Here is a 21221-nt window from a genome sequence, read left to right as displayed (position 1 = left end):
ACGAAACGGCGGATCCCCATGGACTTTGAGGACCGGTTCGGCCGGGCCCTGCGTGAGGCGGGGCAGCAGTACGCCATCGGGGCGGCAGAGCCGCTGCTCGAACGATCCCTGCGACGCGGCCGGACCCTGCGCGGTCGCCGGATCGCCTACGCCGTCGTGGGCAGTGCCACGGCCGTGGCGGTGGCCGTGGCGGGTACCGCACTGTCGTCACCCGCACCGTCGGCAGTCACCCGGCCGACGGTGGTATCACCGTCCGTATCCGGCGCGCAGATCGTCAGCCTGCTGGAGTCGATGCTGCCACCCGGCAAGGTCACCGCGACGCGGGGCACCGGTGTCGGCGGTGGGCGGCCCGCCTCCGTGACGCCCACCGCCGATCTCGTCTTCAACGACGGCCACGGGGCCGCGTGGTTGGCCATCACCTTCTCCCGGGCGTCGAAGAGCAAACTGCCGACCTGTAGCACCGGGGCCAAGTCCGCCACGGTGCTCAGTTGCTCCGAGAGCGTGCTCCCCAACGGCTCCACCGTCATGGCGTTGAAGGAGAACTTCGGCGGCTCGGTCCTGCTCTGGTCCGTGTGGCTGGTGACCCGGAACGGCGACCGAGCCGGGATCCAGGAGACCAACTCGGCTACTGGTAACCCCAGTTCGAAGGTCTCACGGGCGGCCCCGCCGCTCTCGACGGCGCAGTTGTCAGCGATCGTCGCCGACAGCGCATGGTCGCCGGTGTTCACTGCGCTCCGTGCACCGGCAGGGTCCGCCGGCCAACCGACTCAGGCCCAGGTGACGGCCATCGCCAGACAACTGCAACCGGCCGGAACCGAGTTCGTGGCGCAGAACGGCGCAACCACCTTCCTGGTGAGCAGGAACGGGGTCGTCAGCAATGACATGATCGGGACGCGCCTGTCGATCGCGGTTCAACGATGGCCCGCTCAGGCCAGGAGCGAGATCCGGCCCGACGCGTTCGCCTCCGCGACCCGTCTCCCCGACGGCACCCTGATGACCACCGACCAGTCGGCACCGACGTCCTCGATCCGGGTGTGGAGGATCAGTGTGCTGAAGCCGGACGGGACGCTCGTCGAGCTCAACGAGCAGGCCACCTCCCGAGTCGGGACCACGGTGCATCCCGCCCTCTCCATGGACGAGCTCAAGACCATTGCCCTGAGCCCTCTGTGGAGCCGGTGACCGCACCAGAACCGGCACGGTGCGCCCCTGACCCAGTACCCCTGACCCGCCGGATCCAGCGACTCCGGCGGGTCAGGCTGCCCTGGAGCGGGTGTCACAACTCCCCGCTGCGGGCCTCCACCTGGGCGACGATGCGGGCCAGGGCCTCGGGGGTGGGGAGTGGGGGCGGGCGGTGGCCGTTGCGGAGGCGTAGGGAGACGTGGCCGGCTGCTGCCTCGCGGGGGCCGATCACTGCCTGGTAGGGCACCAGTCGGGCGGCTCGGACGCGGGCGCCCAGGGTGCCCTGTTCCGGGGCGGCAAGCCTGGCACGCAGACCCAGGTCCAGGCAGCGGTCCAACAGCTCGACGGCGGCCGGGAGTTCCGCGTCGGAGACCGGCAGGACCTCCAACTGCACCGGGGCGAGCCAGGCCGGGAAGGCGCCGCCGTGGGTCTCGATGAGATGGGCGACGGCCCGCTCCACGCTGCCGATGATGCTTCGGTGCACCATCACCGGCCGGTGTTTCGCACCGTCAGCCCCGATGTAGTGCAGATCGAACCGCTCCGGCTGGTGGAAGTCGACCTGGACGGTCGAGAGGGTGGCCTCCCGTCCGGCGCCGTCGGTGATCTGCACGTCGATCTTCGGGCCGTAGAACGCGGCCTCGCCCTCCACCGCCAGGTACTCCACCCCGGCGCCGTCCAGCACCTCGGTCAGCAGGGCGGTGGCCCGCCGCCACATCTCCGGTGCGGCGACGTACTTCCCGCCGGGGCCGGGGAGCGACAGCCGGAAGAGCGACGGGCGGATGCCCAGGTCGGCGTAGGCGCAGCGGATCAGCTCCAGGGCGGACCGCGCCTCCTCCGCGACCTGGTCCAGGGTGCAGAAGATGTGGGCGTCGTTCAGCTGGATCGCCCGCACCCGGGTCAGCCCGCCGAGCACCCCGGACAGCTCCGACCGGTACATACCGCCCAACTCGGCCATTCTCAGCGGAAGTTCGCGATAGCTGTGGGAACGTGAGCGGTAGATCAGGGCATGGTGCGGACACAGGCTCGGCCGCAGCACCACCTGCTCGGCGCCGAGGTCCATCGGCGGGAACATGTCCTCGCTGTAGTGCGACCAGTGCCCGGAGATCTCGTAGAGCTCCCGCTTGCCCAGCACCGGCGAGTAGACGTGCTGGTAGCCGGCCCGGCGTTCGACCCCTCGGACGTACTCCTCCAGGGCGTGCCGCACCGCGGCGCCGTCGGGCAGCCAGTACGGCAGCCCCGCGCCCATCAGCGGGTCGGTGTCGAACAGGTCCAGCTCGCGGCCGAGCCTGCGATGGTCGTGACGGTTCTCCTGATGCACCTGCATCTCGTCTGCCTGCATCGTGGTCTCCTCGCTGTCGGTGGAGCGAGTGACCGCACGGCGAAGCCCCGGGGCACTCGCCCCGGGGCTTCGGACAGAACGGCTGTCAGCGCGCCGGGACACTCTCCGGCGTCGTCGTGTTCACAGCAGCGCGCTTGTTCATGGCCGCAGGCTAACAAGAACCCGGGCGACCGGGCGATCGATTTTCGCTAGGCTCCAGCTGGACCTGGAGGGACGGGGCGTCTGATGGCGGATGCGGCGGCAGTGGTCGGGACGGTCGGAGCGCTGTGGCGCTACCCGGTCAAGTCGATGCTGGGCGAGCAGCTGCCCGCCGCGGAGGTGACCGAGCACGGGCTGGAGGGGGACCGCAGGCTCGCCCTGGTCGACCGGGAGACCGGCATGATCGCCAGTGCCAAGACCCCTCGGCTCTGGCGCAGGCTGCTCAGCTGCGCCGCGACCGGCGAGGGGGACGGCGGGGTGCGGATCACGGACCCGGACGGCAAGAGCCGGTGGAGCACCGACCCCGACATCGACGACGCACTGTCGGCCGTGGTCGGCCGGGAGGTCGCGCTGGCGGACCGGCCGCCGGAGCATGCGGCGCTGGAGCGGTCCAGGCCGGAGCAGGTGCTGAGCGAGGGACTCGACGCCGAGGTGGAGGCGGACCTGGTCCGGTTCGGTTCCGGCTCCCCCGACGGGACCTTCTTCGACTTCGCGCCGATCCATCTGATCACCGCCTCCACCCTGCGCCGGATCGCCGAACTGCATCCCGACCGCACCTCCGACGTCCGCCGCTACCGTCCCAACATCGTGGTCGACACCGATGGCGCCGGCTTCGTCGAGAACGACTGGTACGACCGGGAGCTGCGGATCGGCGACACGCTCACCCTGCGCGTGATCGCCAACACCCCGCGCTGCGCCGTCCCGACCCTCGCCCATGGCGCCCTCCCCCGCGACACCGCGGCGCTGCGGACCCTGGCCCAGCACAACCGGGTCCCGGTGGTCCCGGGCGGAGGCATCGAGCCCTGCGCCGGGAGCTACGCCCAGGTGGTCCGGCCCGGACGGATCCGTCCGGGCGACCCGGTCCGGCTCTGACCGCCCGCCGTCACCTGCTCGCGGCCAGCCCGACCTGGTGCAGATGGCGCAGCCCCTGGCGGTAGGACTCGATCAGTCCGGTCTCGGTGTACGGGAGGCCGGCGGCGGCGCAGTGCGCCCGGATCAGCGGCTGGGCGGCCCGCAGGTTGGGGCGGGGCATGCTGGGGAACAGGTGGTGGTCGATCTGGTAGTTGAGGCCGCCGAGGAAGAAGTCGGTGAGCAGCCCGCCGCGGACGTTGCGCGAGGTGAGCACCTGCCGGCGGAGGTGGCCCCAGCGGTCCTCGCCGTCCGGGTCGGGCATCTCCATACCCTTGTGGTTGGGGGCGAAGGCTGAGCCGAGGTGCAGTCCGAACAGGGCGTGGTGCAGCGCGGCGAAGGCCAGCGCCTGCAGCGGGTCCATGGAGAGCAGCAGCAGCGTGGCGTAGCCGGCCAGATGGGCCACCAGCAGCGAGCCCTCGACCAGCCGTTCGCGGCCCGACTGGCGCCGCAGGTCCTGCAGGCTGGACACCTTGAGGGCGACGCCCTCCAGCAGCAGCATCGGGAAGAACAGGCCGGCTTGATGACGGGTCAGCCAGCGGGCCAGCCCGGCCCGTTGGGCCGCCTGACGCTGCGTCCAGACGAAGGCGCCCACCCCGACGTCGGGGTCCTTGTCCACGTGGTTGGGGTTGGCGTGGTGCCGGATGTGCTTGTCGGTCCACCAGCCCACGCTCATGCCGAGCAGCAGATTGCCGTGCACCAGGCCGAGTACCCGGTTCACCCGGCGGCTCGCGGCTATCTGCTGGTGGCCGGCGTCATGGCCGAGGAAGGCGGTCCGCCCGCCGAGGACGGCCGCGGGAAGCGCCAGCGCCAGCACCCACCAGGAGCCGCCGAGCAGCACCACCCCGCTCCAGACGGCCGCGGTCAGCAGCAGGTTGAGGGCGATGCTGCGGGCGTACCAGCCGGTCCTCCGCTCCAGCAGCCCCTCCGCCCGGACCCGTTGCAGCAGCGGGGTGAACTCCGATCCGCGGACGGCGGTGGCGCTGAGCGTGGGCGGCATCAAGGTCTCCAGGGGTGTGCGGGCGGCCGGGCCGACCAGGCGTCGTCCCTGCTCACCAACCTATGGATCACCGAACCCGACAACCATGGAGCGCCCACCCGACCGCCTCGGGGGTTATCCCCCCGCCCCCCGGACCGGCAGACCCGAAAACCGCTCGTCCCGACGGGGTCGGCCAGGGCGGGCGGGGTCTGACGGTTCGGTGCGCGTCGTGGGGGCGGCTGCGGCGTGCACCGGATCCCGCCAACCCCATGCGCACGTGCTGTAACTGGTTGACTGCGTTGTGCGTACGCTTTCATACTGGCCCGGGGCGAGGGGTACGGGGCGAGGGGGAAGCCATGATCATCGGTCCGGTCCGAAGGCGGTTGCTGGGGGCTGCCGCGACGGTGTCGGCGGGGGTGCTGCTGGCCGCCTGCGGGGGTTCCGGGGCGGCGTCGAGCCAGGGGACGGCGAGCGGGGGGACGTCGGGAGGGGGCGGTCCCGGCACCACCGCGGCCTCGCCCACTGCCTCGCCGACGCCCACGGAGATGACGACCAGTCAGTACGTCGCCGCGGTCGCCACGATCGACAGGCCGGTCTCGGCCGCGCTGTCGGCGGTCGCCACCGGCGGCTCCAAGGCCCGACTGAACGCCGCGGCCACGGCGCTGCAGACCGCGGCGGGTCGGCTGGACGCCGTGGCGGCGCCGGCCGAGGCCGCCCAGGACACCCAGGACCTGTCCCAGAAGCTGAAGACGTTGGCCGGCGACCTGCAGTCGCTCGCGCAGGGGCAGGACAGCGACGGCAACCCCGTCTGCGCCGCCGCCTCGCCCGCCGTGCAGGCCGGAAAGGCCGGCAGCCTGGCCGCACTGTCCACCCAGCTGAAGGCGATGGCCGCGGCCGGCCACCCGGCCGGGATCACCGTGCCGAGCTTCCCCAAACAGCAGAAGCGCTCGCTGTCCACCGGCACCTACCTCAGGGACACCGACCGCAGCGGCAACGGCCGGCTCACCATCGAGAACGGCGGCGACGGCGACGCGGTGATCACCCTGACCAGGAGCGGATCCCGCTCCTTCGCGGTGTACATCCGCAAGAACGGCAGCTACACCGTCAGGGGCGTGCGGGACGGCACCTACACCGTCTACTTCACCACCGGCTCCGACTGGGACTCCGGCCGCAAGGGGTTCACCTCGGGGTGCGCCTACCAGAAGTTCGACGACACGTTGAAGTTCACCACCAAGTACACCTCGACACAGATCGAGTACACGACCTACACGCTCAGCCTCTACGCGGTGGTCGGCGGGACGGCCAGAACCAGCGACGTCCCGCCGGGCCAGTTCCCGGCGCCGTAGGAACGAACCCGCTGCGGCACCGAGGAGACGGAGCCATGAACGATCGGCTTCGCGGTCGTCGGTCACGACAGAATGGACACGACTTTCGCACATCTCCTCTTCAGAACGGCCCTTATGCTCTAGATTGACCACGGCGGAGCCGCTTGGGGATGAGGCACCGTCAAAATCGCGCTACCGTTCCGGTCCGCGTTTGGGGGCCTTGGGTGTGGGGAACGCCCGGGGGTTTCGCGGGTCTGCACGCACGTCGAGAGCCTGGCAGGACAGGCGATTCCACTGTTGCCTGGCCGGGTTGTTCAAGCAGTGCTGAAGTAGCCGGATGTCTCTCACGAGGACGGAGGCATCCCGGTGGGGGAGGGACGCAGTGTTAGGCGAACATGTCGAACTCACTGATAACCCGGGGGGGGCCGTGCAGCGGACGGAGTTCGTCAACCCGTTTCCAGCAGAGCGCCAACGGCAGGGAAACGGAGCGATCGGTCGGTATGCGATCTACTGGGAGCAGCGGTACCGCCGTGCCGTGATCGTCAGCGACATCATGGCCACCGGCTTCGTGGTGGCCGCGATCGGCGGCTGCTTCGGGGCCAGGCACGCGTCCAACTGGGGCGAGAAGTGGGGGATCCTCGCCATCGGCACCCAGGTGCTGGTGCTGGGCGCGCTCGCGGTGACCCGGTCGTGGGCTCCGGCCGTGCTCGGCCAGGGCTCCGAGGAGTTCCACCGGCTGATCCGGTCGCTGTTCATGGCGGCCGTGGTGCTGGCACTCGCCGGGATAGCCGTCACCTCGCACAACATCAAGCTCTGGGTCTTCGTCGCGGTTCCGACGATCGCTGTGGTCACCATGGTGGAGCGGTACCTGCTCCGGCTGTGGCTGCACAAGCAGCGGAAGGAAGGACGCTGCCTGCGACCCGTACTCGCCGCCGGCAACCTGTCCACCGTGCACGACCTGATCACCCGGACCCGCAAGTTCCCGCACCTGGGCTGGCGGGTGGAGGCGATATGCACCGCGGACGGCCTCGGCCTCGACGGCGACCAGCTGGACGGCGTACCGGTGGTCGGCCGACTGACCGAGGTCGCCAGCCATGTCCGCCGCGACGGCTACCGGGTCGTCGCGGTCACGGCGGACCCGCACTGGTCACCTGACCAGCTGCAGCGGCTGGCCTGGAACCTGGAGGGCAGCGACGCCGAGATGGTCGTGGCCCCGGTGCTGATGGAGGTGGCCGGTCCGCGGCTGCACGTCGACGCGGTGCTGGGGATACCGCTGCTGCGGGTCAGCATGCCGTCCTTCAGCGGGGGTCGCCGGGTGGTCAAGGAGGTCGTCGACCGGATCGGGGCGGCGGTCCTGCTGCTGCTGCTCGCGCCGCTGATGGTGGTCGTCGCGCTGTCGGTGCTGATGGACACCCGCGGCGGGGCGCTCTACCGCCAGCGCCGGGTCGGCAAGGACGGCCGCGAGTTCACCATCTGGAAGTTCCGCACCATGGTCGTCGGGGCGCACGGGGCGCGCGACGCGCTGACCGACCGCAACGAGGGCGCCGGACTGCTGTTCAAGATGCGCCGGGATCCGCGGGTGACCCGGGTCGGCTCGGTGCTGCGCCGCTACTCGCTGGACGAGCTCCCGCAGCTCTTCAACGTGCTCACCGGCTCCATGTCGCTGGTCGGTCCGCGGCCGCCGCTCCCGGAGGAGTCCGCCGCGTACGGACCGGACATCCGGCGGCGACTGCTGGTCAAGCCCGGGCTCACCGGCCTGTGGCAGATCAGCGGACGCAGCGACCTGTCCTGGGAGGAAGCGGTCCGGCTGGATCTGCGGTACGTCGAGGACTGGTCACTCGCCCTGGACGCGGTGATCCTGTGGAAGACGGCGCGAGCGGTGCTCTACGGGCAAGGGGCGTACTGACCCACGGGGGTGGGGTCGTCGCACGGGGGTCGCACGAGGGTCGTCACACAGGTGATCGGCGCGTGGAACGCAGGCCACAAGGGCCTGCCTTGGGGGGAGGGACTAGTCATGAGGATCAGCGTGTTCGGGCTCGGCTACGTGGGCAGCGTGTCGGCCGCGTGCCTGGCCGGCCAGGGCCACGAGGTCATCGGGGTGGACGTGAGCCGGGCCAAGGTGGACCTGGTGAACGCCGGCCGGACCCCGGTGGTCGAGGAGCGGATCGGCGAACTCATCGCCGGGGTCGTGGAGTCGGGGGCGCTGCGCGCGACCGACGACGTGCGCGAGGCCATCATCGGCAGCGATGTGTCGCTGGTCTGCGTGGGCACGCCTTCGGAGCCCAACGGCAGTCTGAGCACCACCTACCTGGAGCGGGTCGCCGAGCAGATCGGCGCCGCGATCGCCGAGCGGGGCGGGTGGCACACCGTGGTGTTCCGCAGCACCATGCTCCCCGGCACCTGTCTGAACCTGCTGGTGCCGATCCTGGAGAAGTGCGTCGGCGGCACCGCCGGGGTGGATTTCGGGGTCGCGGTCAACCCGGAGTTCCTGCGCGAGGGCACCAGCGTGCGGGACTTCTTCGACCCGCCCAAGACGGTCATCGGCGAGCTCGACCCGGCCAGCGGCGACGTGGTGGCGTCGCTCTACGAGGGCCTGCCCGGCGAGGTGTTCCGGGTGCCGATCCCGACGGCCGAGGCGATCAAGTACGCGGACAACGCGTTCCACGGCCTCAAGATCGGCTTCGCCAACGAGCTGGGGTCGGTGTTCCAGGCGCTCGGGGTGGACTCGCACCAGGTGATGGACGTGTTCCTGGCCGACCGCAAGCTCAACATCAGCCCCGCCTACCTGCGGCCCGGCTTCGCCTTCGGCGGCTCCTGCCTGCCCAAGGACCTGCGCGGCCTGGTCCACGCGGCCCAGCGGGCCGACGTCTCGGTGCCCATCCTGGCCCATGTGCTGTCGTCCAACGCCGAACACCTGCAGCGCGCGGTCGAGTTGGTCGAGCGCACCGGCAAGCGCCGGGTGGGCCTGTTCGGGCTGTCGTTCAAGCCGGGCACCGACGACCTCCGCGAGAGCCCGCTCGTCGAGCTGGCCGAGCGGCTCTTCGGCAAGGGCTACGACCTGCGGATCTACGACTCCAACGTGAACCTCTCCCGGTTGCTCGGAGCCAACCGCGAGTTCATCGAGACCCGGCTGCCGCACCTCGCCCAGCTGCTGACGGACTCCATCGACGAGGTGCTGGAGCACGCCGAGGTGTGCGTGGTCGGAACCAGGGACCCGGAGGTGCTGTCGGCGCTCCCCCCTGGCCGGGGCCCGATGCTCATCGACCTCATCCACCTTCCCGACGCCGCGGCGCGTCGGACCGAACCGGGGTACACAGGCCTTGCTTGGTAACACGAACAAAAGCGACGGGCCGGGACGGCGCGCGCTGATCCTGGTGGAGAACCTGTCCGTGCCGTTCGACCGGCGGGTGTGGCAGGAGTGCACCACGCTGCGCGACGCCGGCTGGCAGGTGGAGGTCATCTGCCCACGGGGGAGCAAGCGGGACACCGAACCGGAGGCCGAGATCGACGGGGTGCGGATCCACCGCTACCCGTTGCGCGCGGCCACCGGAGGGCCGCTCGGCTACCTGCGGGAGTACGGTTCGGCGCTGCTGCACACCCTGAGACTGGCCCGCAGGGTCGGCCCGGTCGACGTCGTCCACGCCTGCAACCCGCCGGACCTGCTGTTCCTGCCGGCGCTGTGGCTGAAGCGGCGCGGCGCGCGGTTCGTCTTCGACCAGCACGACCTGGTGCCCGAGCTGTACCTGTCCCGGTTCGACCGCGGCGAGGACCTGATCTACCGCGCCGTGTGCGCGATGGAGCGGCTGACCTACCGTCACGCGGACGTGGTGATCTCCACCAACGAGAGCTACCGGGACGTCGCGCTGCGCCGCGGCGGCAAGCAGCCGGCGGACGTCTTCGTGGTGCGCAGCGCACCCGATGTGGATCGGTTCCGGCCGGTTCCGGCCGAGCCCGAGCTCAAGCGCGGCAAGCCCCATCTGCTGTGCTACCTGGGCGTCATGGGCCCGCAGGACGGCGTCGACTACGCCCTGCGGGCGCTGGCGAAGCTGCGCGACGAGGTCGGGCGGACCGACTGGCACGCGGTGTTCGTCGGCGCCGGCGACGCCTTCGACGCGATGGTGGAGCTCGCCGGGCAGCTCGGGCTCGCGGACCAGGTCGAGTTCACCGGGCGCATCCCGGACGCCGACCTGGCGCGCTACCTGTCCACCGCGGACGTCTGCCTCTCCCCCGACCCGCGCAATCCGCTCAACGACGTGTCGACCATGAACAAGGTCCTGGAGTACATGGCGATGAGCCGGCCGATCGTCTCCTTCGACCTACGCGAGGCGCGGGTGTCCGCCGGTGACGCCGCGCTCTATGCGCCGGCCAACGACGAGGCCGAATTCGCAGTACTCATCGCACAGTTGATGGATGATCCGGAAGAGCGTGCCAGGATGGGCAAGATCGGGCAGGAGCGGATCAGCGGTCCGCTCTCCTGGCGGAACTCGCAGCGGTCGCTGCTCGACGCCTACGCCTCCGCATTCGCCCGCGGTGGCCGCACCCGGGCGTCGAAGGACGAGCAGGTGCGCACAGGGAAGAGGTCGCAGCGGTGAGCGATGACACCATTCGGCTGGCCACGGTCGGGCGGATCCTCCGTCGGCGCTGGCGGCTCCTCGTCATCTTCGCCGTGCTCGGCGCTCTGGCCGGCTACGGCGTCTCACTGCTGTTCCCGGCGCGCTACGCGACCACCACCTCGGTCGTGCTGTCGGGGACCTGGGACGACCGGGCGCTGCTGACCCAGGCCGAGATCGCCACCAGTTCGGTGGTGATCGACCGCGCCGCGGCCGCGCTCCCCTGGGCCGGCGCCGGCGACACCAAGCTGAAGGACCAGGTCGGCGCCGCGGTCACCGACGGCAACATCATCAAGATCTCGGCCAATGCCGACACCCCGGACCACGCCGCGCAGTTGGCCGACGAGATGGCCGAGCAGTACGTCGCCTTCGCCACCCAGATCACCAACACCAGTTCCGGCTCGACCACGGCGGACCAGTCGGCGGCGCTGCGGAAGCTGGTGACGCAGACCAGCAGCAAGATCACCGCCCTGTCCGAGGGGGTCAACCCGGGGCAGACGGTGGAGGGCGTCCAGGCCCGCACCGAGCTCGAACAGCTGCGCAACGACCTGGAGGAGGCCATCACCAAGCTGGACCAGGCCAATCCGGTGTCCGACCAGGGCACCCTGGTCGTGGTCGGGTCGGCGGCCGTGCCGACCAGTCAGGCACCGCCCACCAGGCCGGAACTGGTCGGCGGCGGCGCGCTGCTGTTCCTGCTGTTCGGCGTCATCGGCCACCTCACCGCCGCACGCTCGGGCCGCCGGGCGCGCACCGAGCGGGAGATCACCTCGGCCCTGGGGTCGGCGCTGGTGGGCACCGTCGACGTACCCGTCGAGGGACGCGCGCACGGGCCGCAGGGCCACGGTCCCGGCTCCTGGATGAAGTGGCTGGTGGGCGTCGAGACCCGGTGGGACCTGCCGACGGTGCAGTCCTCTGGCGACGAGGCCAGCCGGCAGATCCGCTACCGGCGGGTCGGCGCCCGGCTCAGGGAGCAGCTGTCGGCCCCCCGGCAGCTGCTGGTCGTCGTCCCGGACGGCGACCGGACCGCCGGCCGCGCGGCCGGGCGGCTCGTCGCCGAGGCCGGCGGCGATCCCCAACTGCGGGTGGCGCTGGTCCCGGTCGACCGGCCGGTGGTGCCGGACCGGATCAGCGAGTCCGGCGCGCTGGTCGTGCTCAGCGCGGGCAGTTGGACCGATGCGGAGCTGGCCGGCATCGCCCAGGCGTGCGAGGAGGCCAGGCACCGGATCGTCGGCTATGTCGTCGCCAGCGCGGTCCGGGCCCGTCCGTCGCGCTCCGCCGAACGCCCCCCGGACAGCGCCGCACCGGCGGTCGCGGTGGGCGCGGACCTGAGCGGAGGCTCGGCATGACGACGACCCTGCCCGAAGAGACGTCCTCCGCCACACCGCTGGTGGACGTGCAGGCACTGGTGGTGGCGGTGCGCAGACGCCGCCGGCTCTGGGGCACCCTGGCGCTGCTGGGGCTGGTCCTCGGCGGGGCGATGGCGGTCCTGCTGCCGGCGCCGCCGACCGCGGCGACCGAGGTGCTGGTCGCGCACGCGCAGGACCAGCCGAACGACCCCGGAACGCTGATCCGCACCGACGTGGCGCTGCTGCAGACCACGGAGATGGCCGGCAAGGCACTGGCGATCCTCAAGTCCACGGAGCGCCCGCAGGACTTCCTGGCCCAGTACCAGGGCATCGGTCTGACCAACAACGTGCTGCAGATCACCGTGAAGGGCACCAGCGCCGCGGACGCGGAGGCACGGGCCAAGGCGCTCGGCGAGGCCTTCGTCGCGGACCACGTGGCCCGGCTGAACGCGGACGCCAACGCGAACGCCAACGCCCTGGTAACACAGGGCAACAGCCTGCGGACCGAGCTCGCCCAGGTCAACAAGTCGATCAGTGACGGATCGTCAGGAACCGACGCGGCGACCCTCGAATCGCTCTACTCCCGCCGGGCCGCGCTCACCTCGCAGATCGACGACTTCGACCAGCGCGCCCAGCAGGCGCGGGTGGGAACGCCCCAACTCATCTCCGGTACCCAGGTCGTGGACAATCCGCACCTGGTCAAGCACTCCGTGCCGAAGACCGTGGCCACCGACGCCGGCATCGGGGGCGTCCTGGGACTCGCCGTCGGGATCGCGCTGGCCGCGATCGGCGCGGTGGTGGCGGACCGTCCGGTGCTGCGCCGGGACATCGCCGTGAACCTGGGGGCCTCGGTCATCGCCGAGCTGCGCGCCGCACCCCACCGGTCGGTCCGGATCTGGCAGCGCCGCAGGAGCAGGGACGCGCGCCAGCGGCTCACCAGGACCCTGGTCCGCACCGTGCTCAGCTCGACCGAACCGGTGTCGTTGCTGGAACTGGGCTGCGCGCAGAACACCGCCGAGATCGCGGTGGACCTGGCCAAGGCACTGGCGCAGGAGGAGCCGCTGGTGGTGGTCGACGGTCTGCCCGGCGGGCGGTTCCCGCGCCGCCAGGAACCGGGAGGCCCGGTGGTGGTCCGCGGCGAGTACCTCGCGACCGTGCCGCCGCAGAGCGACCGGATCGGCGTCGGCTCGGTCGCGCCCGGCACGGCCTGGACCGACCTGCAGTACCTCGGCACCCGCACCGTGCTCGTGGTCCGCGCCGGCAGCGGCAGCGCCGCCTGGCTGCACACCGTGGCCCGGCAGCTCGCGGACCTGCGCATCGCGGTGGCCGGCGTGGTGCTGATCGACCCCGATCCGGGCGACCGGACCGACGGCACCCTGTGGGACGGCGCGCAGAACGCCCTGCGCGGCGTGAACGAGTGGCAGCAGCCGTGGCCGGGTGCGAACGGCAAGCCGGGTGCGACGGGCCGGCCGAGCGGGGGCCCGTTGAAGACCAGACGGCCGGCATGGGCCGTACGGGTCCCGGACAACGACCAGGAGACGCGGTAGACATGTGCGGCATAGCAGGCGCTTACCGATGGCCGGACGGGAAGGCCGTCACCGACCGGCTCACCGACATCCTGGCCCACCGCGGTCCGGACGGCGAGGGCCGGTACAGCCACCCCGTCGGCGACGGCGAGGTGCACCTGGGGCACCGTCGGCTGGCCATCATCGACCTGTCCGAGACCGGCGCCCAGCCGATGGTCTCGGACGGCCTCTCGCTCTCCTACAACGGCGAGCTGTACAACGCGCCCGAGCTGCGCACCGAGCTGGCCGCCGCCGGGGTGCGCTTCCGCGGCACCTCCGACACCGAGGTGCTGCTGGAGGCCTGGCGGCGCTGGGGCACGGACTGCCTGCCCCGGCTGCGCGGCATGTTCGCCTTCGCGGTCTTCGACGAGCGCACCGGCGAGCTGGTGCTCGCCCGGGACCAGCTCGGCATCAAGCCGCTGTTCCTGCTCCGGCGCGGTGGCGGCCTGGTGTTCGCCTCCGAGCTCAAGGCGCTCGCCGCCGTCAGCGGCGGGTCGCTGGAGGTGGACCAGGCAGCGCTGGTGGCCTCACTGCTCTACTACTGGGTGCCGGACTCCCGCTGCGCGTTCCGCGAGGCGGAGAAGCTGCCGCCGGGGAGCTGGCTGCGCTGCCGTCCCGACGGCAGTGTGCAGCGCGGCCGGTTCTGGAACCTGAAGGAGGTCGCCGCCGAGGGGCAGCAGCGGGCCCTGAGCGGCGAGCTGCCGGACCTGGCCGCGGTGATCGAGGACTCGACCAGGCGTCACCTGCTGTCCGACGTCCCGGTGGCGACCTTCCTCTCCGGCGGTCTCGACTCCAGCTACCTGACCGCGCTGGCGGCCCGTCACCAGGCCGGGATCTCCGCCTACACGATCGGGTTCCGGGCCGAGGACGCCAGGTTCGAGGCGATGCCGGACGACCTGCGCTACGCCCGGCAGGTGGCCGCCCAGTTCGGCGTGGACCTGCACGAGATCGAGATCGCCCCGCAGGTCCTGGACCTGCTGCCGAAGATGACGTACCACCTGGACGAGCCGATCGGCGACCCCGCCGCCATCAACACCTTCCTGATCTGCTCGGCCGCCCGGGAGGCCGGGGTCAAGGTGATGCTCTCCGGGATGGGCGCCGACGAGCTGTTCGCCGGCTACCGCAAGCACCTGGCCAACCGACTCGCGGTGCGCTACCAGCGCGTCCCGGGGCCGCTGCGGCGCGGGGTCTCCGCGACCGTGGGCCGGCTGCCGGTCGCCACGGCCAACCGCGGCTACCGTTCGGTGCGCTTCGCCAAGCGCTTCCTCTCCTTCGCCGACCTGCCGGAGGAGACCGCGTTCCGGCGCAGCTACACCATGTACGACCAGGACGAGCTGCTCGCCCTGGTCAATCCGGACCTGGCCGGGACCGTCGACGACGTGCTGACCGAGCACGCCGACGTCTACCAGGACAACGAGCTGGACGACGCCGTCAACCGGATGTGCCTGGCCGACTCCCGGATGTTCCTGCCGGGCCTCAACCTCGCCTACACGGACCGGTCCAGCATGGCCGCCTCCACCGAGGTACGGGTGCCCTACGTGGACGTGGAGGTGGTCAGGGCCGCCTTCAGCATCCCCGGCAACCGCAAGATCGTCGGGCGGCAGGGCAAGGCCGTGCTCAAGGAGGCGGCGACCTCGATCCTGCCGCGGGAGATCGTCTACCGACCCAAGGGCCTGTTCAGCGCCCCGCTGCGGGCCTGGATGAGCCGGGACCTGGCACCGCTGGTGCGCGAGGTGATCAACGACGGCGAGCTGGTCCGCGCCGGGATCCTGCGCCGGGAGGCGCTGGCGCGGATGGTCGCCGAGGACGCCGCCGGGCAGCAGGACTACTCCAAGCACCTGTGGCACGTGCTGACCCTCGAGTACTGGTACCGCGGCGCGATCTCCGGATCGTCCGACCACCACCCGGATCCGACCACCACCCGCACGTGACCGCGTAGGAAACGGCGCAGAAGACCTAGGAGTTCACGTGAAGCAGGTTGTGCAGAACTACAAGAGCGGTGAGCTGGCGCTGCTCGACGTGCCGGTACCGGGGTGCAAGCCAGGCGGTGTGCTGGTCCGGAGCCTCTACTCGCTGATATCCACCGGCACCGAGATGATGAAGGTCTCCGAGGCCGGCATGTCGATGGTGGGCAAGGCCCGCTCGCGTCCCGACCAGGTCGCCAAGGTCATGCAGAGCGTGGCCACCAACGGGCTGGGCGCCACCTACCGCAAGGTGATCAACAAGCTGGACTCCTACACCCCGCTGGGCTACTCGCTGTGCGGGGTGGTCGAGCAGGTCGGCGCCGGCATCGACGACGTGGCCGTCGGCGACCTGGTGGCCTGCGCCGGCAATGAGTTCGCGCTGCACGCCGAACTGAACTGGGTGCCGAAGAACCTCTACGCCCGGGTGCCGGACGGCCTCGCGCCGCGGCACGCCGCCTTCGGCACCGTCGGGTCGATCGCGATGCAGGGCGTCCGTCAGGGCGAGCCGCAGCTCGGCGAGGTGGCGCTGGTCATCGGTCTGGGGCTGATCGGGCAGCTGGTGGTGCAGCTGCTGGCCGCTTCGGGCGTCCGCGTGGTCGGGGTGGACCCGGACCCGACCCGCTGCGAGCTCGCCGAGCGGCTGGGCGCGGCGGCCTGCGGCGATCCCGCCTCCGCCGCCGTGGCGACCGCGGTCGCCGAGCTCACCGACGGTCACGGCGTGGACCAGGTGTACCTGGCGGCTGGCGGCGGCAGCAACCAGCCGGTCGAGCTGGCCGCCCAGCTGAGCCGGGACCGCGGCCGGATCGTCGACATCGGCAAGTGCCGCCTGGACCTGCCCTGGAACGCCTACTACGAGAAGGAGTTGGACGTCCGGTTCTCCCGCTCGTACGGCCCCGGCCGCTACGACCCCGGGTACGAGCTCGACGGCCGGGACTACCCGATCGGCTATGTGCGCTGGACCGAGCGCCGCAACCTGGCCTGCTTCCTCGACCTGCTGGCCCGGGGCAGCGTCGACGTGGAGCCGCTGGTCTCCAAGGTCGCCGACTTCGACGACGCCGTCGAGACCTACCAACTGCTGAAGGACGGCGGCCTGAAGGCCGTGGCGGTGCTGTTCCAGTATCTCGATGCCGCAGCCCCCGAGGCGGCAGTCCCCGAAGCTGAGGAGGTGGCCGCGCCCGTGGTCGGTCTGCCGGCGGTGGCCGCCGCGCGCCCCGCACCGGCCCGGCCGGCCAAGGCGACGGTGCGGCTGGCGTTCATCGGCGCCGGGAACTACGCGACGTCGATGCTGCTGCCGCACCTGGCCCGGCGCGAGGGCGTCGAGCTGGCCACCGTGGTCACCACGACGGCGCTGTCCGCCGCCAACGCGCAGCGCAAGTTCGGCTTCGCCGAGGCGACCACCGACCTCGACGCGGTGCTGGACGACGCGTCCGTCGACGCGGTGTTCGTGGCCACCCGGCACAGCTCGCACGCCGCGCTGACCGAACGGGCGCTGCGGGCCGGGAAGACCGTCTTCGTGGAGAAGCCGCTGGCGCTCACCGGGGACGAGCTGGCCGGCGTGCTCAAGGCGGTCGAGGAGTCCGGCAACGACCGGCTGCAGGTGGGCTTCAACCGCCGGTTCGCGCCGCTGCTGCAGGAGGCCAAGGGCCGGTTCGGCGCCCCGACGGGTCCGGCCAGCCTGCGCTACCTGGTCAACGCGGGCCGGCTGGAGCACGGCAGCTGGTACCTGCGGCAGGACACCGAGGGCACCCGCTTCGAGGGCGAGGGCGGGCACTTCATCGACACGGCCAGCTGGCTGCTGGGGGCCGACCCGGTCTCGGTGTACGCGCTCACCACGCCCGGCAACGAGGACCTCCAGGTGGTGCTGCGCTACCCGGGCGGGTCCACCGCGACCATCAGCTACGTCTCCAACGGCGCGCCCGGCTTCCCCAAGGAGACGCTGGACCTGATCGCGGACGGGCAGGTGCTGCGGCTCGACGACTTCGTCCGCGCCTCGGTGTACGGCCGCAAGCGGTGGGTCAGCTCGCGGCTGCCCAAGGCCAAGGACAAGGGCCAGCGCGCCGAGCTGGACGCGTTCCTGACGGCCGTGCGGACCGGGGGGCCGATGCCGGTGCCGCTGGAGTCGCTGGTCGCCACCACCGCTGCCACCTTCGCCGTGCAGGCCAGCCTGGCCGCCGGCGCCCCGGTGACGTTGCAGGCGTCGGAGCCCTCGGAGTCGTCGGAGCGGACGCGATGAGCGGGGCCACGTCCGCAGGCTGGTACCTCCGCCGGCTGTCCCGGATGGGGCCGCAGGAGGTCGGCGGCCGGGTGGCCGACACGGTGCGCCGCCGGCGCTGGCGGTCCGGGCTGCCCGACACCCCGGGCGTGGCCGGCGCCCGGTTCACCGCGGTGCTGCCCGCCGGCACCCTCGCCGCCGTGCCGCCGGACGCCGCCAAACGCCTGGTCGCCGAGGCGGACCGGCTGATGGACGGTCATGCCGAGTACTTCGGAGTGGTCCGCGACGACCTGACCGCCCCGGACTGGTGGTTCGACCCGAAGACCGGGCGCCGCGCCCCCTCGGGCTACGCCTTCGACGTGCCCTACCGCGACGAGGAGGCGGTCGGGGACATCAAGCAGATCTGGGAGCTGTCCCGGCACCACCACCTGACCGTGCTCGCCGCCGCCTATGCGGTCACCGGCGAGGACCGTTACGCCGAGCGGGTGGCCGAACACCTGCGGTCCTGGTGGGACGTCAACCCGCCGCTGCGCGGGGTGCACTGGACCAGCGGCATCGAGCTGGGCATCCGGCTGCTGTCCTGGGTCTGGGTCCGCCGCCTGCTCGAAGGATGGGCGGGCGCGTCCGCGCTGTTCGAGTCCAACCCGGTGGCGCTGCGGCAGATCTGGCACCACCAGCGCTGGCTGGCCGCCTTCCCCAGCCGGGGCTCCTCGGCCAACAACCACGTCATCGCCGAGGCCGCCGGTCAGTTCGCCGGGGCCTGCGCGTTCGGCTGGTTCCCGGAATCGGAGCGCTGGCGGGACGACGCGCTGCGGTCGCTGGAGCGGCACCTGCGCAGCAACACCTTCGACTCGGGGATCAACCGCGAACTGGCCAGCGAGTACCACGGACTGGTGCTGGAGCTCGGCCTGGCCGCGCTGGCCGAGGCGGACGCCGCCGAGGTGCCGGTCCCGGCGTCGGTCCGGCTGGTGCTGCTGCGGATGACCGACGCGCTGGCGGCCGTCGTGGACAACCGGCTGCGCCCGCCGCGCCAGGGCGACGCCGACGACGGCTACGGCCTGGTGGTGGACGGCGCAGGGACGGACCGCTGGTCCTCGCTGCTGGCCACCGGGGACGCCGTGTTCGGCCGGCTCGACTGGTGGCCCGCGGTGACCGGCACCGATGTGCGCACCCCGCTGCTGGCCGCGCTGGTCCGGCGCACCGAATCGGCGGCGGTCCGCCCGACCCGGCGACCGGACCACTTCGCCGACGCGGGCCTGACCGTGCTGCGCGGTCCGGAGGAGATCTGGTGCCGCTGCGACGGCGGTCCGCACGGCTTCCTGTCCATCGCCGCGCACGCCCACGCCGACGCGCTGTCGGTGGAGGTCCGGCACGACGGGGTGGACGTGCTGGCCGACCCGGGGACCTACTGCTACCACGGGCAGCCCGAGTGGCGGCAGTACTTCCGGTCGACGCTGGGCCACAACACCCTGCAGCTGGACGGCGCCGACCAGTCCGGCTCCGGCGGCCCGTTCCTGTGGACCCGGCACGCCCGCAGCCGGGTGCTGACCGCCGACGCGGCTGACGGCACGGCCGATGCAGGAGTCACCCGCTGGAGTGCCGAGCACGACGGCTACCGGGGCTCCGTGCACCGCCGCCGGGTCGAACTGACCGCCGCCGACCGGCAACTGCTGATCGTCGACGAGGTGCAGGGCCCGCGCCGGGCCGCGAAGCTGGCGTTCCACCTCGGTCCGGCTGTCGCCGCGGAACTGGTGGGGAGCCAGGCCGTGCTCAGCTGGACCGTCGACGGCGAGGACCGCTCCGCGGTGCTCGACCTGCCCGGGCAGCTCGACTGGCAGGCGCACCGCGGTGAGACCGACCCACCGCTGGGCTGGTACTCCCCCGGCTTCGGGCGCAGACAGCCCGCCACGGTGCTGGTCGGCACCGGTGACGTGGACGAAGGGGAGGGGTTCACCACGGTGCTCACGTTCACCTGTTAGGCCGGTAGTTCGCACACAGCTAGGGAGTGGGCACGTGGGGGGGAAGTTGCGGCACTGGGCGTGGTCGGCGGCATTGTCGGCGACGGCCCTGCTGACGATCGCCGGCTGCGGGGGGACACCTGACGTCCAGGTGGCGCCGACCGGCGCGCCGTCCGTCGGAACGTCCGCCGCGCCGACCGCCGTACCCACCTCCGAGCCCGCCGGGGTGGCGCCGGCGTCGGCGACCCCGGTGTGCGACCGGATCCCGGCCGGGCCGGCCACGGCGCCGGCGGGGGCGGTGACGGTCGACCCCGCGGTCGTCGGCGACCTGGTCACGAAGACCGTGAACAGCCCCCCGCACACCACCTTCTGGCTCCGACCGGGTACCCACCGGCTCGGGTCCGGCGCCTTCGACCAGGTCGTCCCCAAGGACGGGGACGTCTACGTCGGCGCGCCGGGCGCGGTGCTCGACGGCCAGAACGTCAACCAGACCGCCTTCGGCGGCAGCGCCGCCGACGTCAGCATCCGCTATCTGACCGTCCAGCACTTCGCCGCGCCGCAGGACGAGGGCGTGGTCAACCACGACTCCGCCGACGGCTGGGTGATCGAGCACACCACCGTCCAGGACAACTCCGGCGCCGGGCTGATGGCCGGCGCCCGCGAGCAGGTCCGCTCCAGCTGCCTGCGCCGCAACGGCCAGTACGGCATGAACGCCTACAAGGGCGACGGCGCCCTCACCGGTCTGGTGCTCCAGGGCGACGAGATCACCGGCAACAACACCGGCGACTGGGAGCGGCGCCAGCCGGACTGCGGCTGCAGCGGAGGCGTCAAGTTCTGGGCCGTCAACGGCGCCGACATCACCGGCAACTGGGTGCACGACAACCGCGGCACCGGGCTGTGGGCGGACACCAACAACAACGACTTCCTTATCGAGGACAACGTCATCGAGAACAACGACGGTGCCGCGCTGATCTACGAGGCCAGCTACAACGCGGTCATCCGGTACAACACGATCCGGCGGAACGAACTGGTCGAGGGGCGGACGGCCGCCGCCGGCGGCGACGACTTCCCCTACGGGACCGTCTACCTGTCGGAGTCCGGCGGCGAACCCCGGATCAAGGCCCGTACCACCCGGATCGACATCTACGGGAACGTGCTGACGGACAACTGGTCCGGGATCACCCTGTGGGAGAACGCCGACCGGTTCTGCAACAGCCCGGCCAACACCTCGTCGGGTGACTGCACCCTGCTGGTGCCGGACCTCAAGACCTGCGCCCAGCCGGCCATCGCCCACGCACCGCTCTACTCCGACTGCCGCTGGAAGACCCAACGGGTGGACATCCACGACAACCGCTTCGTGCAGAGCGGGTCCACCGCCGGCTGCGCGGGCCTGTGCGGCCGGATGGCGGTGCTGTCCAACTACGGCAGCTATCCGGACTGGTCGCCGTACAAGGGCGACCCGGTGGCGCAGGCGATCACCTTCGACCAGCAGAACCGCTGGTACGACAACACCTACAGCGGACCGTGGAGCTTCGTCGCCCACGACCAGGGCGTGGTGCTGAACACCGGGCAGTGGCAGGCGGCGCCGTACCGGCAGGACACGGGCAGCACCTTCGCCCCCAAGGCCGGTGGTTGAG

The 21221-nt window shown here is 71.8% G+C and carries 13 protein-coding genes and 1 pseudogene; 12 read left to right on the top strand and 2 right to left on the bottom strand.

Annotated elements, in window-relative coordinates:
* Positions 1-18: 18 nt before the first annotated feature.
* Positions 19-1179 carry a hypothetical protein gene (locus tag IF29_RS0118570; RefSeq protein WP_030256025.1) on the top strand — a complete coding sequence of 387 codons (1161 nt, stop codon included), beginning with the start codon at positions 19-21 and terminating at the stop codon, positions 1177-1179.
* 94 nt (positions 1180-1273) lie between these two features.
* Here the strand turns inward: IF29_RS0118570 and thrS are convergent.
* Positions 1274-2539, bottom strand: a pseudogene (gene thrS, locus IF29_RS0118565) (threonine--tRNA ligase); the annotation flags it as partial.
* Positions 2540-2743: 204 nt separating this feature from the next.
* Between thrS and IF29_RS0118560 the strand changes: the two are divergent.
* On the top strand, positions 2744-3589 hold the full coding sequence (locus tag IF29_RS0118560) for an MOSC domain-containing protein (protein WP_037595734.1): 846 nt from the start codon (positions 2744-2746) through the stop codon (positions 3587-3589).
* Between the two features lie 10 nt (positions 3590-3599).
* Here the strand turns inward: IF29_RS0118560 and IF29_RS0118555 are convergent, their stop codons facing one another.
* The gene (locus IF29_RS0118555) at positions 3600-4625 is read right to left on the bottom strand and encodes a fatty acid desaturase family protein (protein ID WP_030256018.1); all 1026 of its coding nucleotides are present in this window, start codon (positions 4623-4625) and stop codon (positions 3600-3602) included.
* 335 nt (positions 4626-4960) lie between these two features.
* Between IF29_RS0118555 and IF29_RS43690 the strand changes: the two genes are divergently transcribed.
* The 10 genes from IF29_RS43690 to IF29_RS0118505 all read left to right on the top strand — a co-directional run bounded on the left by IF29_RS43690 (position 4961) and on the right by IF29_RS0118505 (position 21220).
* Positions 4961-5950, top strand: coding sequence for a hypothetical protein (locus tag IF29_RS43690; protein ID WP_157623815.1), 990 nt, complete (start codon positions 4961-4963; stop codon positions 5948-5950).
* A gap of 406 nt (positions 5951-6356) precedes the next feature.
* Complete coding sequence (locus IF29_RS0118545) at positions 6357-7835, top strand: sugar transferase (RefSeq protein ID WP_030256013.1); 1479 nt, start codon at positions 6357-6359, stop codon at positions 7833-7835.
* Positions 7836-7943: 108 nt separating this feature from the next.
* Positions 7944-9260: a nucleotide sugar dehydrogenase gene (locus IF29_RS0118540; protein WP_030256010.1), complete on the top strand. Its 1317-nt coding sequence runs from the start codon at positions 7944-7946 to the stop codon at positions 9258-9260.
* A complete protein-coding gene (locus tag IF29_RS0118535; protein ID WP_030256007.1) occupies positions 9250-10521 on the top strand; it encodes a glycosyltransferase family 4 protein in 1272 nt (423 codons plus the stop codon). The genes IF29_RS0118540 and IF29_RS0118535 overlap by 11 nt, the downstream gene beginning before the upstream one ends.
* On the top strand, positions 10518-11885 hold the full coding sequence (locus IF29_RS0118530) for a GumC domain-containing protein (protein WP_030256005.1): 1368 nt from the start codon (positions 10518-10520) through the stop codon (positions 11883-11885). The genes IF29_RS0118535 and IF29_RS0118530 overlap by 4 nt, the downstream gene beginning before the upstream one ends.
* Entirely contained in the window at positions 11882-13432 is a 1551-nt protein-coding gene (locus IF29_RS0118525) for a Wzz/FepE/Etk N-terminal domain-containing protein (RefSeq protein WP_030256004.1), read from the top strand. The genes IF29_RS0118530 and IF29_RS0118525 overlap by 4 nt, the downstream gene beginning before the upstream one ends.
* A gap of 2 nt (positions 13433-13434) precedes the next feature.
* Positions 13435-15381, top strand: a complete 1947-nt coding sequence (asnB, locus tag IF29_RS0118520; protein ID WP_030256002.1) for an asparagine synthase (glutamine-hydrolyzing) — start codon at positions 13435-13437, stop codon at positions 15379-15381.
* Positions 15382-15418: 37 nt separating this feature from the next.
* Entirely contained in the window at positions 15419-17647 is a 2229-nt protein-coding gene (locus IF29_RS0118515; RefSeq protein ID WP_051725485.1) for a bi-domain-containing oxidoreductase, read from the top strand.
* Positions 17644-19605 (top strand): heparinase II/III family protein, encoded by a 1962-nt coding sequence (locus IF29_RS0118510; protein WP_030255998.1) that lies wholly within the window; start codon positions 17644-17646, stop codon positions 19603-19605. Before IF29_RS0118515 ends, IF29_RS0118510 begins: the two co-directional genes overlap by 4 nt.
* 34 nt (positions 19606-19639) lie before the next feature.
* Positions 19640-21220, top strand: a complete 1581-nt coding sequence (locus tag IF29_RS0118505) for a right-handed parallel beta-helix repeat-containing protein (protein ID WP_030255997.1) — start codon at positions 19640-19642, stop codon at positions 21218-21220.
* The last annotated feature ends 1 nt before the right edge of the window (position 21221 follow it).

It is taken from the genome of Streptacidiphilus jeojiense (assembly GCF_000719095.1).
Lineage (GTDB): Bacteria > Actinomycetota > Actinomycetes > Streptomycetales > Streptomycetaceae > Streptacidiphilus > Streptacidiphilus jeojiensis.
Note: the sequence above shows the minus strand (reverse complement) of the source record. Positions and strands in the feature narration are given on the sequence as shown.